This window comes from Lysinibacillus sp. NPDC093688 (assembly GCF_050280145.1).
GTDB lineage: Bacteria > Bacillota > Bacilli > Bacillales_A > Planococcaceae > Lysinibacillus > Lysinibacillus xylanilyticus_B.
Window position 1 is genome coordinate 1 of sequence record NZ_JBNNUX010000055.1, and the last position, 17030, is coordinate 17030.

Annotated in this window: 16 protein-coding genes; 13 read left to right on the top strand and 3 right to left on the bottom strand. The window is 37.3% G+C overall.

Translation table 11 applies throughout. The annotated features are described in order from the left end of the window. Positions 1-446: 446 nt before the first annotated feature. Positions 447-1424: a helix-turn-helix transcriptional regulator gene (locus ACQKN2_RS23490; protein ID WP_427417078.1), complete on the top strand. Its 978-nt coding sequence runs from the start codon at positions 447-449 to the stop codon at positions 1422-1424. An 88-nt stretch (positions 1425-1512) separates the two neighbouring features. Here the strand turns inward: ACQKN2_RS23490 and ACQKN2_RS23495 are convergent, their stop codons facing one another. Then, positions 1513-1941, bottom strand: a complete 429-nt coding sequence (locus ACQKN2_RS23495; RefSeq protein ID WP_427417079.1) for a hypothetical protein — start codon at positions 1939-1941, stop codon at positions 1513-1515. A 93-nt stretch (positions 1942-2034) separates the two neighbouring features. Here ACQKN2_RS23495 and ACQKN2_RS23500 point away from each other — a divergent pair, with 93 nt between their 5' ends. The 8 genes from ACQKN2_RS23500 (at position 2035) to ACQKN2_RS23535 (ending at position 10021) form a co-directional block, all read left to right on the top strand. After that, positions 2035-3723, top strand: coding sequence for an AAA family ATPase (locus tag ACQKN2_RS23500; protein ID WP_427417080.1), 1689 nt, complete (start codon positions 2035-2037; stop codon positions 3721-3723). A gap of 646 nt (positions 3724-4369) precedes the next feature. Continuing rightward, positions 4370-4888, top strand: coding sequence for a TetR/AcrR family transcriptional regulator (locus ACQKN2_RS23505; protein ID WP_427417081.1), 519 nt, complete (start codon positions 4370-4372; stop codon positions 4886-4888). Positions 4889-5144: 256 nt separating this feature from the next. Then, the gene (locus ACQKN2_RS23510; RefSeq protein WP_427417082.1) at positions 5145-5567 is read left to right on the top strand and encodes a DUF3995 domain-containing protein; all 423 of its coding nucleotides are present in this window, start codon (positions 5145-5147) and stop codon (positions 5565-5567) included. A gap of 150 nt (positions 5568-5717) precedes the next feature. Continuing rightward, on the top strand, positions 5718-5882 hold the full coding sequence (locus ACQKN2_RS23515; RefSeq protein WP_427417083.1) for a hypothetical protein: 165 nt from the start codon (positions 5718-5720) through the stop codon (positions 5880-5882). 60 nt (positions 5883-5942) lie between these two features. Continuing rightward, on the top strand, positions 5943-6563 hold the full coding sequence (locus tag ACQKN2_RS23520; protein WP_427417084.1) for a histidine phosphatase family protein: 621 nt from the start codon (positions 5943-5945) through the stop codon (positions 6561-6563). Between the two features lie 194 nt (positions 6564-6757). Beyond that, entirely contained in the window at positions 6758-7594 is an 837-nt protein-coding gene (locus tag ACQKN2_RS23525; protein WP_427417085.1) for a D-alanyl-D-alanine carboxypeptidase family protein, read from the top strand. Between the two features lie 332 nt (positions 7595-7926). Next, positions 7927-9192: a polysaccharide deacetylase family protein gene (locus tag ACQKN2_RS23530; RefSeq protein ID WP_427417086.1), complete on the top strand. Its 1266-nt coding sequence runs from the start codon at positions 7927-7929 to the stop codon at positions 9190-9192. 316 nt (positions 9193-9508) lie between these two features. Beyond that, entirely contained in the window at positions 9509-10021 is a 513-nt protein-coding gene (locus tag ACQKN2_RS23535) for a GNAT family N-acetyltransferase (protein WP_427417087.1), read from the top strand. 71 nt (positions 10022-10092) lie between these two features. Here ACQKN2_RS23535 and gltS read toward each other — a convergent pair whose 3' ends face one another. Both gltS and hutG read right to left on the bottom strand, forming a co-directional pair. Next, positions 10093-11277, bottom strand: coding sequence for a sodium/glutamate symporter (gene gltS, locus ACQKN2_RS23540; RefSeq protein WP_427417088.1), 1185 nt, complete (start codon positions 11275-11277; stop codon positions 10093-10095). Beyond that, a complete protein-coding gene (gene hutG / locus ACQKN2_RS23545; RefSeq protein ID WP_427417089.1) occupies positions 11277-12239 on the bottom strand; it encodes a formimidoylglutamase in 963 nt (320 codons plus the stop codon). Before hutG ends, gltS begins: the two co-directional genes overlap by 1 nt. Positions 12240-12379: 140 nt before the next feature. Between hutG and ACQKN2_RS23550 the strand changes: the two genes are divergently transcribed. The 4 genes from ACQKN2_RS23550 (at position 12380) to ACQKN2_RS23565 (ending at position 16784) form a co-directional block, all read left to right on the top strand. Continuing rightward, on the top strand, positions 12380-13267 hold the full coding sequence (locus ACQKN2_RS23550; protein ID WP_427417090.1) for a LysR family transcriptional regulator: 888 nt from the start codon (positions 12380-12382) through the stop codon (positions 13265-13267). Between the two features lie 452 nt (positions 13268-13719). Continuing rightward, positions 13720-14955, top strand: a complete 1236-nt coding sequence (locus ACQKN2_RS23555; RefSeq protein ID WP_427417091.1) for an acyl-CoA dehydrogenase family protein — start codon at positions 13720-13722, stop codon at positions 14953-14955. Continuing rightward, positions 14952-15728 (top strand): SDR family oxidoreductase, encoded by a 777-nt coding sequence (locus ACQKN2_RS23560; RefSeq protein WP_427417092.1) that lies wholly within the window; start codon positions 14952-14954, stop codon positions 15726-15728. The genes ACQKN2_RS23555 and ACQKN2_RS23560 overlap by 4 nt, the downstream gene beginning before the upstream one ends. Before the next feature lie 12 nt (positions 15729-15740). Further along, entirely contained in the window at positions 15741-16784 is a 1044-nt protein-coding gene (locus ACQKN2_RS23565; RefSeq protein WP_427417093.1) for a phosphotransferase family protein, read from the top strand. Positions 16785-17030 lie beyond the last annotated feature (246 nt).

Consider the following 17030-nt stretch of genomic DNA (forward strand, 5'->3'; position numbering starts at 1 on the left):
GGGGATCAGCAATAGAGGAACGAAGGCTAAAAGCATCACATCCTGTGATAACGCCTTCGTGACCAACATCGTGTTGGCCCGAGACCCTGGAGCGAGCAAAGCGAGTGAAGCGGCTCATCGGACGCCCCCAGGAAAGCGCCCAGTCGGAACGGAAATCAACCTCTCGCTTTGCTGAAGAGCCGCCCATTAATTACATAGACATAATAGTGAAGGGCTTCAATCGATAAGGTTGAAGCTCTTTTTTTTCGACCGAGCCGGAATTCATTGGTAAAAATAAAGTTAATTATAACAAAAGTATAGTATGTTTAGTCTGTTTAATGGTTTTTGTTGTTAATTAGTATATATCAATTATACCAATATTGTAGAAAATTTATAGTTAAAAGGACTAGTAGTGTCCATCTTATTTTGTATAATAGAGAAGTAACTATGAAGAGAAAGTGGGATATATGGTGGATTCACAACAAAATAAAGGCTATCGTGTCATTTCGATGTTCGACAGACTGATAGATGGTCAGGGAATTAACAAAAAACAAGAAGCATTTACACATAATGTTGGTGAAAAAACCGTACAACGGGATTTGAATGAAATTCGAGCGTATCTGGAAAAAGCTAAATTGGATTGCCATTTAGAATATGTTCGGACAGAAAATGTGTACAGGCTGACAAATACAGGGGAAAGTATTTTATCGAAGGAGCAAGTTTTAGCAATTGTTAAAATTCTAATCGAATCAAGAGCACTGCTAAAATCAGAAATGAGCGATATTATAGATAAACTTATTTCGATTGTTGCAGCCGATAAGCAGGAGTTTATTCGCAATATTATTTTAAATGAAAAGCATTTATATGTAGATTTACATCATAAAAAGTCTTTATTGCATTTAATTTGGGCTCTGTCAGAGGCGATACAAAAAAAGAAAATCATTAAAATTGATTATTTACGTGAAGGTGAAGCAATTCCGACAGAAAAGATTTTAAAACCACTTGCCGTCATTTTCTCAGAATACTATTTTTATTTAATTACTTATGATAATAAGGTCGAAAAGGATTTGCCCATTGTCTATAGAGTCGACCGTATACAACATTTTCAAGAGCTCGAACAAAAATTTCAAATACCCTATAACGAACGTTTTCAAGAAGGAGAGTTTCGTAAGCGTATTCAGTTTATGCATGCTGGCGAGCTGTTGCGTATGAAATTTATCTTTAAAGGAACTTCCCCGCAAGCGGTTTTAGATCGCTTACCAACAGCGAATATAGTATCCAAAAATGATGAGCAATATTTATTTGAAGCAGAAGTTTTTGGACATGGTATTAAAATGTGGCTGCTAAGCCAAGGGGCAAACATTGAAGTGCTAGAGCCAATTGAGCTTAGAGAAGAGATCATTGAAACGATTCAATTGATGCAGCAAAATTATAGCTATATATAAAAGACAAAAACTATCCGCAAATAAAAGGTGAAAAATCCGCTTAGAATTTAATCGAAGCGGATTTTTACCGTTTAAGAATGACTATTTACTAAAAAAGATCCTCAAAAAACGCCATATTAAAATGATCTAAAAGCTTGTAATCTTTCATATAGTTTTCCTCATACAAATAAACGAATAAATGCTTTGAGTCATCTAATCGTATACCAATTTCTCGTTTATCCTTATTACGTACTGTTAACCAATAAGCCTCGTCATAATCTGAATTGGAAAAATAGACTTTTCGAAGCGGTTGATCTTCAAATTGCTGCATTATTTGATTGATTGTAGCTACATCTGTAATAGTGATTGTTTTGTTATCAGAGGAACGGATCAATTCAATTTCATTAATTTGTTCAATATCAAATCGTTCAATTACCTCCTTATTAAAAATTGAATCGCGAGTTAAAAATATGGTTGAAGCAAATAAAATGAGAAGAGGTAATAGGATGCCGATTAATAGTTTATATCGTTTTTTCATGTTAAACTCCTTGGATTCTAAAAATTCGCACATATGTATTCTTTTCCACGCTATAATTGAGCATATACTGAATGGATAAAGGATGGCAATCAAATGACACATAATTATGAAGAAAAAGAGATGTTGTATCCAGATGGTACATTAATGTATTGCGGCGGTGTGAAGAAAAACGACTTTGGTCATGACATTTATGATGGAAAGGGTACGCTATTTGACCAAGAAGGCGAGATTTTATTCGAGGGAGAATTCGTCAATCATATGAAGCAAGGTAACGGCATCATGTATTTAAAGGGCCAAATAATATATCAGGGCGAATTTATTCAAAATAAAAAACAAGGTAATGGTATTTTATATAAGGACGGTCAGGTATATTACGAGGGGCATTTTCGTAATGATTTAATGGAAGGTTATGGGGTTTTGTATTATGAGGAAGATGTTATTGCCCCATTTAAAGAGCTTCGTGCACAGTATCCGCATTTAAATCAGCCACAATATGAAGGTGATTTTGTCCATGGCATGAAGAAAGGCAAGGGAAAACAGTTCTATCCAAGTGGTTTTTTACAATATGAAGGTGATTTCATATGGAATCATATGCAAGGGGCAGGAAAGCTGTATTATGCACCAGAATCGCCAAATGCTAAGGAGCTTGCAAATGGTGTAACATCCCTTCAGTACGATGGCTATTTCTTTGAGGATATGAAGCATGGAAAAGGTAAGAACTATTCCAGACAAGGTGTACTTGAATCGGAGGGGCAATTTAAAGAGGATGCGATGACAGGACAGGGTACTCTTTATTATGCTAATGGACAGGCTGCCTATATTGGGGAACTTGTAAACGGAGAAAAGCACGGCCGAGGAGATTATTTTAATGACGAAGGAAAAATTATTTATAGTGGGGAATTTATTAACGGGGAACGTTTACGAATAACACTAGAAATAGAGCGGGAGATCGAAAAGTTACAGAAGCAGCTTGATGGACTTATAGGACTTCCAAATGCCAAGAAGGAGTTACATAATCTAATCAATTTCATAAAAATTCAAAGCTTGCGTGTCGACCATGGCTTAACAAGCTTCCCAATCACATATCATCTTGTGTTCTCCGGAAATCCAGGAACAGGAAAAACAACAGTGGCGCGTATCATAGGCCAAATATACAAGCATCTTGGTGTACTCTCAAGCGGGCATTTTGTGGAAACGGATCGTGCTGGCTTAGTAGCAGGCTATGTTGGTCAGACGGCTTTGAAGGTTCAGGAAGTTGTGAATAAAGCAAAGGGTGGCGTGCTTTTTATAGATGAAGCCTATTCACTAATCAATGATAAACAGGACGCTTTTGGTAAAGAAGCGATTGATAGCCTATTAAAAGTGATGGAGGATTTACGCGATGATTTAGTTGTGATCGTTGCTGGTTATACAGAGCTTATGGAAGAATTTTTGCTTGCCAATCCAGGTTTTAAATCGCGCTTCAATCATTTTGTGCAGTTTGATAATTTTAGCACAGATGAGCTTTATGATATTTTTGCCATGCTATGTAAAAATAATGATTACTCGTATGGGGACGTATTTGCATATCATATGAAGGAGCAATTGCATCAAATTCCAGTCGAATCCATTCCAAACTTTTCGAACGGTCGTTATATACGAAACTTATTTGAAAACCTCGTGACTATTCAGTCAAACCGTCTAATTCAACAGAAAGACATTACGAGAGAAGCATTAATGGAATTTACAGAGGAAGATATTTTACTTGGTATAGCAGAAAGTCTATTTGATAATACATTCTAACTTCTTTCAGCGGGTGTCCAAACGCCCGCTGAAAGAAGTTAAAGCCTCCGGCGGATGTCACGGAGAATCGGAAAGGAGTTCAATATAGGATGTTATCCTAAAAACATCGCATCCATGCGATAACGGCTAACTGACCTGCATCACGCAGGCCTAAGCACAAAGCCGATTCCGGACGCAATTATGCCGAGGCATAATTGATAAGATGTCCTTGAGGTCAAGCGAGGGATTATAAAAATTGGCCTCAGCTGTGAACGAAAGAATAAATATGATTAATAAAAAAGGTGTTATTCACTCTTAGTCATCACTCTCCGTGAATATCAACGGTTCTTTGTTAAGGAAGAGTCGCCAAGCTGAAACCAAAATAGTATAAATGCGGGGGTTTGGCAATAGAATTACCTAACAGCGTTATGCAAACGAAAGGTGACTGAACTTGGCTTTTTCCATATAGAATGAAAAAAGGAGAGAAAGATGAAAAAACTTTTAGCTTTAATATTAGTTTGCGCTTGTATTTTACCGAGGGTAATGACCATAAAGATTACGATCAACAATAACATTAAAGTTCTTAAATCGAATAATTGACAAAAAGTGAAAGTAGTAGTAGTCTAACTTAAAAACATACGCTACCGTATTTTACTGGAGAGATAACATGCAATTAACGAGGGAAGATTGGATAAAAGCAGGATTACAACAATTAGCTGATGAAGGAATACATAAAGTTCGCATCGAAGCACTTGCTCGATTGCTAAAAATAAGTAAAGGGAGCTTTTATCACTATTTTCGTGACCATCAAGAGCTGTTAGACTCTATGCTCGACTATTGGGAAGTACATGCAACAAAGCTCATTGTTCAAAGTATGGAGCAACAGGATGCCTCTTTAGAACAGCTATTACAAATTAGTTTTAATCGAGATAAAAAAATGGAGATTGGTATTTATACTTGGGCAAAATATGATCCTGTTGTTGCAGAACGCTTAGTGGATATTGAAGAACAAAGAATTTCTTGTGTTGCGAAATTGTATCAAAAAAAGGGCATAGACAATGCTGAATCGATTGATAGAGCGAGACTTGCTTATTTAACGTATGTAGGATGGATGACAAGGTTTGAAGAAAATCCAAATTTTGATATTGATAAAATGGTTGAGCTTTTAACTTCTTTCAGCGGTTAGCCAAATATCAGCTGAAATAGAGGAATTCAGTTTAAGAACACCACGTCCTTTGGCAATTTATCTGTACAAAAGCGAAGCGATAGCAACAACACACGACTGTCGCTTCGCCTTTTCAAAAAAAACATCATGCAGAGGCATAATTGATTATTCGATAATAAATTTCCCATAAGGTTATAAAACCTGAAGGGACAAAATCTTTACTATAAACATACGCTTGTGTATGTTTTGGTTGAATTAATACATAGGGGGCGAGTAAATGAAATTAATTTTATTATTAGTAGCTGTAGGGCTTCTGTGGTTTATCAGTTTGTTACATATTTATTGGGCTTTTGGAGGTCGTTGGGGTTCTGCAGCTGCTATCCCTGTAAAAGAAGGAGAGCAAAAACCTGCTTTTACTCCTAAAAAATGGGGAACATTATTCGTAGCTATTCTTATTCTACTGGCTAGTGTCATTATTGTTGTTCAAGGAGGTTATTTGCAGGGGTTCCAAGCAAATGGTTTATCTATAATCGGAAGTATTGTTTGTGCTTTCGTTTTCATTACTAGGGCAATTGGTGAATTTAAGTATGTTGGATTTTTTAAAAAAATAAAGCACTCACAGTTTGCTAGATACGATACTTGGTTTTACAGTCCATTATGTTTATTTTTGGGAATTGTCTATATTATTCTGTTGTTTTAACAAATTTCGATGAAAGCCCAAAAAGTTTCGGTAAAATGAGGTTTTGTTTCGATAAAAGCTCAAATAGTTTCGATAAAGAGCGATTTTGTTTCGATAAATCTTCAAAGTATTACTATAAAACGAACGAAAGGGGCTTTAACGAAAAAATTTATGTTTCAATTTGAGATTCCTAAAGGTGAAATCATCTTTCCATTCAACTATACATGGTTATACCGAGATGTATCTAACATTCTCTCAAATGCATTAAAATATAATTCACCAGGAACACCTGTACGATTGAAGCTTTTAACAACGGAAATAGGGATTGAAAATTAGAAATGAAAATATATAAAAACATTAGTAATAACTAGGGAGAATTTATAGGGGGAAACAATAATGAAGCAAACGATTTACTTACTCCGTCATGGGGAAACGGAATTTAATACACAAGGGCGATACCAAGGAGAGCTCGATTCTCCATTAACAGAATTGGGTGTACGTCAGATACAACAAAACGCTCTCATGCTGAAAAGTTTAATTGAAAATCCTGATGAATGGAAAATTGTGTCGAGTCCATTAGGAAGAGCCATGCAAAGCACTGAAATAATTTGTGAAGCAATTGGATATGATTTGAAGAATGTTGAAAAAGATGAACGATTAACTGAGGTTGCTGTGGGGCAATGGGCTGGGTTAACAACGAAAGAAATTGAAAGTTCTTGGCCAAATCTTTTTCATAATACAGACGTTTATAACTGGTATTTTAATGCGCCTAATGGAGAAGCGTATGACTCGGTAGTGAACAGACTGAGTGATTGGCTAGAAGACATTCAACATATACCGAAAGTGATTGCTATTTCGCATGGTCTAACAGGTCGTATTTTACGAGGAATTTATGCGGATTTAAAAAAGGAGGATGCACTGAAGCTAGAAGTATCTCAGGATGTATTTTTTAAATTAGTGGATAACACCATAACAAGAATATGTTCAGATTTTGATGATGTTTATCTTCATTCATAATGTTTTTTAACGAAAGCGTAGCGACAGGTACAGAAGACTCCTACCTATGAAGGTGAAGATGAATGAAGATAAAGCCTCCGGATGCAATTACGCCAAGGCGAAATTGATTAACAAATCTTAAGAATTTCTTCATAAATTTCCTACAGGAATATTCATAAATGCCTCCTATTATAATGTGTGGGGGGCGTTTTTTTATGAAAAAATTTGTCGTATTTTGTATTATATGTGCGGCAGCATTCTGTTTTTATTATACAAATAACTCAACGGAACAAGCGGAAATAGAGCTACCTTCGTTGCATAGTAAAAATGCGTTGTTGCTGAATGAAAAAGGAGATGTCTTATTCGAAAAAAATGCAGATGATATTATTTATCCTGCATCATTAACGAAAATTATGACAGCGATTGTTGCCATTGAAATGACTACTGATCTGCAGAAGCAAACAATCGTTGAACCACAAATGATTTCTAAATTTACTGCTCAAAATGCTTCTATGGCTGGCTTTAAGGCAGGAGATTTTGTAACGATAGAGGATTTATTATATGGCACATTGCTTGCCTCTGGGGCAGATGCTACAGGAACACTTGCGAATGCGATTGCAGGTAGTGAAGAATCATTTGTGACATTAATGAATAATAAAGCGCATGAATTAGGGTTGAATGATACTCATTTTGTGAATGCCAGCGGATTACATGATTCTGCTCATGTCTCCAGTGTACGTGATATTAGCAAGCTGTTTCGTTATGCTATTGAAAATCCTACCTTTTATCAAATTATGACTTCAAAAAGCTATAGTACTCATGTACCTAATGAATTAACGATAACAAGCTCACTTTTAACGAAAATACCAGGAGGAGAAGGTGCAATATTAGGAGGAAAAACGGGCTATACACCTGAAGCGGGTCTTTGCTTAGCCTCTATAATCGAAAAAGATGGTAAACAATATATATTCGTGACGACTAATGCGGCTGGGCAGGCCTGGACACCACCACTCCATATTGAAGATGCTCTGACAGCGTACGATTCGCTGTAGGGAAAAATATGAAAAAATAACAACTTTTTAATCGTTTCAACCGTCTTATTAATAAGTGCACGGCACAAGTATCCGAAGAAAAGCGTTTTGGGAGCCTTTGATAAATGAAGTTGCCAAATAGCTAACACGGTTTTCGAGCTTAGGGATACAATTGATTATTTGATTTAAGAGTGGAGGTGCTACACCCATAAAATAACTGAATCATAAAAACTAGTTGATTCCTACTATTTCCAGGCACAATCTATTAATCTATAATTAGAGTCGAATTCTATACTTTAATAGAACAAGCACATGAGAAAAGACATCTGTGATGAAAAGGTCGGTGTAGAACAATGAAAAAACTGTTATCCTTTGCAATTATTTTGACATTTATAATTAGTTTTGTGTTTGTAGATAATAAATCTGCATATGCAGAAGGTACATCCTTTATTCAATCAGTAGCTAAAGACACAGCAGTTTATGCAGAACCTTCCGTAGAAAGCACCGAAATAGGTCAAATAACGAAAGGTAGTTATGTAACAGCTACACCTGTAAGTAAGAAATGGACTCAAATTAAAGTCCAACAGCTAGAGGGATATGTAGAAACGGCAGCATTAGCAAGCACTACATCTGAAAAATATTTAGTGACGCAAAAAGGTGGAACAACTTTATTTACATATCCTAGTCCAAATGCACAAAAAGCGGGACTACTTAATGAAAGCAGTATTATCTTTGTATATGGATCAGCACCTGAAGGTTGGTCATTTGTCCAATACGGTCATCAAACAGGCTATGTTGCAACAAATTCTTTAAAGACACCTGTGGCAACAAAAAAACGAGTAAATGCTGCTAATGGCGCTGTGCTCCGTTTAACTGCTAGCCCAAGTGGCGAGGTTCTTGGTACGATTGCCAATAAAACAGTCGTTCAGCAATATGCAACGCTAGTTGGCTGGGCCTATGTAGAAGCAGGTGAACAAAAGGGCTATGTGAAAGCTTCAGAGTTAGCGAATTTCCAAATACCTGGTAACGGAATATACAATAAAGGTGTACCAGTAGCGAAAGGGGAAAAGAAGCGTGTGGCTTTAACATTCGATGATGGGCCAGATGCAAAAGTTACCCCACAAATTTTAGAGACTTTAAAGAGATATGATGCAAAGGCAACATTTTTTATGGTTGGACCAAATGCCTCTAAAAATTCAGCAATCGTAAAGAAAGTTTATGAGGCTGGACATGAAATAGGCAATCATACATGGAACCATTCGAAGTTAACAGGCTTATCGACAGCCAATGTTAAACAAGAGGTTGATCGAACTAGCAATACTATTTATGCAACAATCGGTCAATATCCAACGGTTTTCCGTCCACCATATGGTGCAACGAATGATAAAGTTCGTTCTGTCATTACAATGCCTTCTATTCTATGGTCAATCGATACATTAGATTGGAAGCATCACAATGCTGAAAAAATATTAGCGTCTGTGAAAGCGTCAGTGAAAGATGGTAGCATTATTTTAATGCATGATATTCATCAAACGACTGCAAATGGTTTGGAAAATGTAATTCTTTACTTGCAAAAGCAAGGCTATGAATTTGTAACTGTTAGTGAAATATTACAATAAGCAAGATGCCAATAAAAGTAGGCCGTGCAACTGTCTTATAAAGACAATTGCACGGCCTCTCATTTTATGAAGTTGATGTGATCTATTTCATATACCTGAAAAGGGAAGCGGGGAGACTGAAAAAAAAGCAACCGTCTCCAAAGTCGCTTGTATGGGTCGAGGTGCGAAAACTAAGGTCGATAATAGGATTGACTCTAAAACAATGAAAAATGGCTTCATTCTCGTTATCATCTTATTTTTTGAATTTGAAATAACCGATACTTATGATAGCTTACGCTTGTCTAATTTCAATATAAAAAGATTTGGAGGAATAGGAATGGATGCTAATAAGAACCTTTCGCAGTGCATAAAGATAAGACCTTTAGCCATAAATGATTTTGAAATTGTCTTAAAATGGAGTAAAGATGCCTCTTTTTGTTCAGCCAATGGATGGGAGTTAAATAGAAATCCCGAAGAACTATATAGATGGTGGCTCAAATGTGTTAACAATGTAGCTGAAGATTTTATCCGAATGGGTATAGAGTTTAACGAGAAATTAGTTGGATATGCAGATTTAGCCTGTATTAAAGATAAAACTGCTGAGTTAGGTATTGCAATTGGTGAAAGTGGGCTGTGGGGAAAAGGGATTGGATTTAATTCTGCCATATGTATGATGGAGTTTGCCTCAAAGAAATTAGGAATTACAACTTTTAACGCAGAAACACACGAAGCTAATGTTCGCTCTCGAAAAATGCTTGAAAAGATAGGATTTAAAGAAATTAGTAGATTAGGAAGCGAAGAATACTTAGGGATGAACAGCCAACTAATACAATACAAATTAAATTTATAACGGGGAAACCTTAGTTTAAAGGTTCCCCCATATTTTCTTTCAGAAATAAACATTAAAAATGAACAATACCCTTATTTAAATAAATTAATAGTCGTAATAATAATTGGAATACCGAATACGTCGATTAAAAATGCTCCTACAATTGGTACAACAAGAAATGCTTTTTTCGATGGACCAAAACGTTGGACAACCGCTGACATATTAGCCATTGCATTTGGCGTTGCCCCTAAACCGTGTCCGGCAAAACCGGCAACCATAACCGCAGCATCGTAATTTTTACCAAGAATCTTAAATAATACAAAGATACTAAATACGACAATGAAGAATACTTGTGCGAAAACAATGATGAATAGTGGAAGTGCTAAATCAGCAATTTCCCACAATTTAACACTCATTAGCGCCATAGAAAGGAAGATCCCTAATGTTACATCGCCGATTAAAGAAATGCTTTTCATGTTAATCGCTTCAGGTTTTATTTTATCCATAATATTGCGCACTAGTACAGCTACAAACATTGCACCAACATAGCCAGGTAGTACGAATCCAGTAGCTTCTGAGAATAATGTTCCAACATATGTACCTACTGCCATACAGAACGTGATGAATAATACTTGTGTAAAGAATGAATCGGACGTAATCTGTTCATTTTTATTTTCATAATCAACTTCTTCAGTTTCTTGTTCATCTGGCGTTAAATTGTATTTACCAACTAAGTACTTTACAATAGGACCACCGATTAAGCCACCAGCAACTAACCCACATGTAGCTGCCGCCGCACCGATTGTCATGGCTGATGAAATACCTAAGTCTTCTAATGTTTGTCCAAATGCTGCAGCTGCACCATGACCGCCTTCCATAGAAACAGCGCCAGCCATCATACCGATTAACGGATGAATCCCCATTAGTGATGCAAGTGATACACCAATAATATTTTGCATTAAAGCTAGGAAACCACAAGCCAACCAATAAAAAATTAATAATTTTCCACCAAGCTTCACAAGTTTAAAGCTTGCCCCTAAACCAATTGTTGTGAAGAAAGTAATCATAAATAAGCTTTGTAATGACGTATCAAGCGAAATTTCTAATACGTCAGTTGTCTTTAGAATAGTTGCTAATGTGGCGAATAGTAAGCCACCAACAACAGGCGCCGGAATACAAAACCTTTTTAAAAAACCGATTTTATTGATGAGCCAGCTGCCCAATGCGAATAGCGCAACCGCTAGAAATACTGTTGTAATTTGATTGAATTCAATCATTAACCTTGCCCCCTAAGTAAGTTATTAAGTGCTTCATAAACAAAATAAGCACCTAATTTAACTGTGTGTCCGTTCTCATCCAGTGAAGGATTTACCTCACAAATATCAAAAGAATGTGTATTTGGGTGCGAAGTTACTTTTTGAAGTATTGTGCGTACAGTTTTTGGGTCTAGTCCAAACGGTGATGGAGCACTAACTCCCGGCGCAAATGCAGCGTTTAGCACATCCATACATAGCGTTAAAAGAATATAATCATGATTATCCATAAATTGCTGAAGATCATGCAAGATTTGAGCCATATTTTCTGGCGTCAGATTATCTTCTAACACATAATTTACATTCAACTCATTAGCTTTATCAAATAGCTCTTTTGTATTGCCATAACGTTGTATGCCTAAAACAAAGTAGTCGGCATGTGAATCCTGCTCTAAAATCTGACGGAACATTGTACCAGACGATGGTTGCTCATCATATGATCGTAAGTCGAAATGAGCATCGATATTGACGATCCCGATTTTCGCATCTTTAGATAATGCTTTGCGAACGCCTAAGTAATGTCCGTATAGTGTTTCGTGTCCACCACCCAGCACGACACATTGTAATTTTTTATTTAGCAATGTTTTGACAATTTCACCGAGCTCACGCTGTGCTTCTTCTAAAGCATGGTTTAGACAAAGAACGTTACCAACATCTATAATTTGCTGTTCATCATTAAATGTCCAAGGTAGGCTAGATAATGCTTCACGCAGAGCATTAGGAGCACTTGCTGCGCCTACACGTCCCTGATTACGACGTACACCTTCATCACAAATAAAGCCAACAATTCCGGCATGCTGATTATCTGAAACGCTTACATCATTAATGGGAATTCTTTTCACTTTTTGATGTAAACGAAAACTACTTGCATTAGTAGTTGAATCTATACGGCCTTTCCATTGTTTTTGATCTGTCATTGTATACATATCAGTGTCAACTCCGTTTCCAATATTATTGCAGTGAAAATATTGTTTATGAGTAGATTATATATTCGCATAATTATAATTTCTAATATATAATTATTATTAATATATAGCTTAAAACTATAAATGAGGAGGATGTTGTTGTGGATTTTAAACAATTACAATATTTTATAGCAGTTGTGGGGCAGATGAATTTCTCGAAGGCTGCTGAAAAAATGCATATTTCTCAGCCTTCTCTAAGTAATGCTATTAAAAAATTAGAGCAAGAAGTTGGTTCACCGTTACTTGAAAGGAATACGAGAAATCTGCAATTAACAGAAGCAGGCGAGCTTTTATATGAACGAGCAAAAATTATATTGAAAAACATGGAAGTTTTAAAAATAGAAATGGATGAGGTCATTGTACGTGGCACAAGCGAAATAACGATCGGCATTATGGAATCGATTAAGCATTGGCTCCCAAAAGTCATTACAGAGTATAAAAAAGAGTATCCACAAATGATGATTCATCTAGTAGATATTTTAGGAAGTAAGCGTGTCGAAAAATCGCTCAAAAGCTATAAAACACATTTAATTATTACAAATCAGATCATGGATGATGAGGATCTCGAAGTTACCTGTTTATATGAAGAGCGACTTGTAGCCGTTTTACCATTAAATCACCCATTAGCGGAGAAGGAGAAGTTGACGATCGCCGATTTAAGTGAGGAGCCATTTATTATTAGTACAGAGGGCTTTCAAACGAGACAAGACATTTTAGATGCATTCGAAAGAGCTGACAAAAACATTAATATTCAATTTGAAATTGAACGTTTTGAGACGGCGGTGTCTCTTGTTCGTGAAAATTTAGGGATTACCATTTTACCGGAAAATTATTTAAAAGGTCCAACAGCTAAAACGATTGTCCAAAAAGAAATAGATTGTCCTAATTTACGACGAAATGTGTATGTAGTGTCTTTAAAAAATCGTCATTTACCTTTGGCTATTCGTCATTTGCTTACTGATATTATAAATATAGGCAAAACGCTTTAGAATGTTAAAAATTGATTAATTGAGAAGAGTAACTTCCTTGAATGAGAAGTTGCTCTTTTTTAACCTACTTTTCGTAAGAAGTGGCTCATCTGATGCCCCTAGGGAAAAGCCCAGTCAGAACGGAAATCAGCCCCATGCTATGGATGATGAGGTAAAGAAGAAAAACAGGTGACTATGAATATATCAAGTCATAAAATTTTAAATCAAAAGAAGCTATTCTGATTGGAAGTTACATATTATGGCAAAAAAGTTTTTTGGCTGAAGTTTTATTATCGTAATGATATTTTCTATCTGATCGAAATACTGTCTTAAGTATGAATTTTCCCTATAATTCAAATTTTCGTTTAATAGACATTGATTTACAGGAAATATAGCGGTAACATTTAATGTAAGAATAAAAATGAATATTCATTCATTTATCATTTTGATGTTCAAACAAAGGGGGCTTTTTTATGAACTTTTCTTATAGCGAAAAAGTAGTAGAACTGCAGGAGAAGCTGACAAATTTTATGGAGGAATACATTTATCCTAACGAGAAAGTGTATGCTGCACAGGTAGAGGCAAAGGAGGATCGTTGGGGAGCGATTCCACCAATTATGGAGGAATTAAAGCACAAGGCAAAAGAAGCGGGCTTATGGAATTTATTTTTACCAGATAGTGAATATGGTGCAGGTTTGACGAATATAGAATATGCACCTTTATGTGAAATAATGGGACGCTCTTTACTTGCTCCTGAAGTGTTTAATTGCAATGCGCCAGATACAGGAAATATGGAAGTGCTTGTGCGATACGGCTCAGAACAGCAGAAAAAAAAATGGCTAGAGCCGTTATTACGTGGAGAAATACGTTCCTGCTTTGCGATGACTGAGCCTGCAGTCGCGTCTAGTGATGCAACAAATATCGAGGCGAGTATTGAACGTGATGGTGATTATTATATTTTAAATGGACATAAGTGGTGGACAACAGGAGCTGGAGATCCTCGCTGTAAAATTGCTATTTTTATGGGGAAACATAAAGATACTACAGCACCTATTCATGAGCAACAGTCGATGATTTTAGTGCCGATGGATACTCCTGGAGTAAAAATTGAGCGTATGCTTACTGCATTTGGCTATGATCACGCACCAGAAGGACACGGAGAGGTGACGTTTACGAACGTTCGAGTACCTGTTGAAAATATATTGTGGGGAGAAGGCAAAGGCTTTGCGATTGCACAAGGTCGCTTAGGCCCGGGGCGTATCCATCACTGTATGCGTCTGATTGGAGCCGCTGAACGTGCATTAGAGGAAATGTGTGTGCGTGTAAGTGAGCGACGCGCTTTCCATCGAGCACTCGCGGACCAAGGTGTGATGCGTGAGCGTATTGCGGAGTCCCGTATTGATATTGAGCAGGCAAGGCTCTTAACGTTAAAGGCAGCATATATGATGGACACAGTAGGGAATAAAGAGGCGAAAGCAGAAATTGCCATGATTAAAGTAGTGGCGCCGAATATGGCATTAAGAGTGATTGACCGAGCGATTCAAGCATTCGGTGCTGCTGGGGTAGGACCTGATACGACGCTTGCAGCACAGTGGGCAAACTCCCGTACATTACGATTAGCGGATGGACCAGATGAAGTGCATCGAAACACAGTTGCCAAGCTGGAGCTAAAGAAGCATGCCAAAAAACATGAGGAGCTGGTGAAATGACGGTACTAGATTTATTTAGCTTAAAGGGGAAAACGGCTATCGTAACAGGGGGAGGACGCGGTCTTGGCGCTCAAATCGCACAAGGCTTTGCCGAAGCAGGTGCCAACGTTGTACTTTGTTCAAGAAAGGTTGAGGCATGCGAAGAGGTAGCGGCAGAATTAGCTAATTTAGGTGTACAAACATTAGCTCTTGCTTGTGATGTGACAAAGCCAGAGGATATCGCGAATGTAGTGTCAAAAACGCTTGAAACATTCGGGCAAATTGATATTTTAGTCAATAACAGTGGGGCTTCTTGGGGTACTCCTGCAGTTGAAATGCCATATGAGGCTTGGCAAAAAGTCTTCGATGTTAACGTCAATGGTACATTTTTAATGACGCAAGCTGTTGGTAAAATAATGCTAGAACAAAAGAGCGGAAAAATTATCAATATCGCTTCGGTTGCAGGGCTTGGTGGTACATTACCTGAATTCATGGATACAATTGGCTATAACGCAAGTAAAGGTGCAGTCATTACGCTAACAAAAGATTTGGCCGTAAAATGGGGGCCATATGGCGTCAATGTGAATGCGATTGCTCCAGGATTTTTCCCAACAAAAATGTCAAAAGTCTTAATTGAGCGCGGACAAGATTATTTAATGGGCGCGACGCCGTTAAAACGTTTAGGAACAGAAAATGACCTAAAAGGCGTTGCATTATTTTTAGCCGCGGCTGCCTCAGATTATATTACGGGGGATGTCATAGTTGTAGATGGCGGTATGAGCTCTATCATTTAAGGGAGGGGTACAATGGATACGATACAAGTAAGGGCAAGTGAACGAATTGATGAAGTGAAATTACATTCATTTTTAAAGAGTCAATTTCCGGAAATACCAGAGGGAAAGCTAGAAATTTCACAGTTTAGTGCTGGACATTCAAATTTGACTTATTGCCTAAAAGTAGGCGAATTTGAAGTGGTTCTGCGTCGACCTCCACATGGACCAGTCGCCAAAAAAGCGCATGACATGAAACGTGAGTTTACGATTATATCTGCATTACATCCATTTTTATCTGCAATACCTAAACCGTATGTGTACGTTGAAGATCGAGATATTATCGGCAGTGATTTCTTCCTAATGGAACGTAAAAAGGGTATTGTACTTGACACTCATTTCCCATCGGGCACTGAAAATACGGAGGAATTAGGACGTCTCATTTCGGAAAAGATGGTTGATTCACTTGTAGCCCTTCATGCAATCCCATATAAGGAAACGCAACTAAAGGATATGGTGAAGCCAGAAGGATTTATGGAACGACAAGTACTTGGATGGATAGAGCGCTATGACAAAGCGAAAACGGCAGAGCATGCTGAAGTAGCAATGTTGACTACGTGGTTAAAAGACCATGTGCCTTCTATTGGCGAAGCAACGATCATCCATTATGATTACAAGCTTAATAACGCCATGTTTTCCAGCGATTACTCTGAAATGATTGGTCTTTTTGATTTGGAGATGACAACTGTAGGGGATCCATTAGCAGATTTAGGTGTGGCCATGAGCTACTGGATGCATGCAGATGACCCAAAAATGCTGCTATACGCATTTGGAGAACCACCAATCACGACTTTACCAGGGTTTTATACACGTCAGGAATTCATTAACCGATATGCAGAGAAAAGCGGACGTGATGTTTCAGCGATCGATTATTATATTACATTTGCCTATTTTAAATTAGCTGTAATTTGTCAGCAAATCTATTATCGATACGTCAATGGCCAAACAAAAGACGATCGTTTTGCGCAAATGGATAAAATGGTAGCTGCATTAATTCATCAAGCTTCCAAGGCGCTATAAATTTATAAAAGGACGGTTGCTATTTTAGCTTATTTAAAAAAGAATAAACAAAAAATAATGTGTATCAAAAAAACAAAAGTTGATTTTTACTCCGAGTTGGCGCTTTCCGCGGGCTTGGCTGTAACTTCTATCAGTAGGTGTCCAAACACCTGCTGAAATAGAGGAACTCAGTCTAAGAACGCCACGTCCTGTGGCAATTTATCTGTGCGAAAGCGTAGCGACAGCAACACACGACTGAGTGACCAA

What these genes read in the sequence shown, in the direction of transcription:
- ACQKN2_RS23490 (WP_427417078.1), top strand. Translation starts at nt 447, where the DNA reads ATGGTGGATTCACAACAAAATAAAGGCTATCGTGTCATTTCGATGTTC.
- ACQKN2_RS23495 (WP_427417079.1), bottom strand. Translation starts at nt 1,941, where the DNA reads ATGAAAAAACGATATAAACTATTAATCGGCATCCTATTACCTCTTCTC.
- ACQKN2_RS23500 (WP_427417080.1), top strand. Translation starts at nt 2,035, where the DNA reads ATGACACATAATTATGAAGAAAAAGAGATGTTGTATCCAGATGGTACA.
- ACQKN2_RS23505 (WP_427417081.1), top strand. Translation starts at nt 4,370, where the DNA reads ATGCAATTAACGAGGGAAGATTGGATAAAAGCAGGATTACAACAATTA.
- ACQKN2_RS23510 (WP_427417082.1), top strand. Translation starts at nt 5,145, where the DNA reads ATGAAATTAATTTTATTATTAGTAGCTGTAGGGCTTCTGTGGTTTATC.
- ACQKN2_RS23515 (WP_427417083.1), top strand. Translation starts at nt 5,718, where the DNA reads ATGTTTCAATTTGAGATTCCTAAAGGTGAAATCATCTTTCCATTCAAC.
- ACQKN2_RS23520 (WP_427417084.1), top strand. Translation starts at nt 5,943, where the DNA reads ATGAAGCAAACGATTTACTTACTCCGTCATGGGGAAACGGAATTTAAT.
- ACQKN2_RS23525 (WP_427417085.1), top strand. Translation starts at nt 6,758, where the DNA reads ATGAAAAAATTTGTCGTATTTTGTATTATATGTGCGGCAGCATTCTGT.
- ACQKN2_RS23530 (WP_427417086.1), top strand. Translation starts at nt 7,927, where the DNA reads ATGAAAAAACTGTTATCCTTTGCAATTATTTTGACATTTATAATTAGT.
- ACQKN2_RS23535 (WP_427417087.1), top strand. Translation starts at nt 9,509, where the DNA reads ATGGATGCTAATAAGAACCTTTCGCAGTGCATAAAGATAAGACCTTTA.
- gltS (WP_427417088.1), bottom strand. Translation starts at nt 11,277, where the DNA reads ATGATTGAATTCAATCAAATTACAACAGTATTTCTAGCGGTTGCGCTA.
- hutG (WP_427417089.1), bottom strand. Translation starts at nt 12,239, where the DNA reads ATGTATACAATGACAGATCAAAAACAATGGAAAGGCCGTATAGATTCA.
- ACQKN2_RS23555 (WP_427417091.1), top strand. Translation starts at nt 13,720, where the DNA reads ATGAACTTTTCTTATAGCGAAAAAGTAGTAGAACTGCAGGAGAAGCTG.
- ACQKN2_RS23560 (WP_427417092.1), top strand. Translation starts at nt 14,952, where the DNA reads ATGACGGTACTAGATTTATTTAGCTTAAAGGGGAAAACGGCTATCGTA.
- ACQKN2_RS23565 (WP_427417093.1), top strand. Translation starts at nt 15,741, where the DNA reads ATGGATACGATACAAGTAAGGGCAAGTGAACGAATTGATGAAGTGAAA.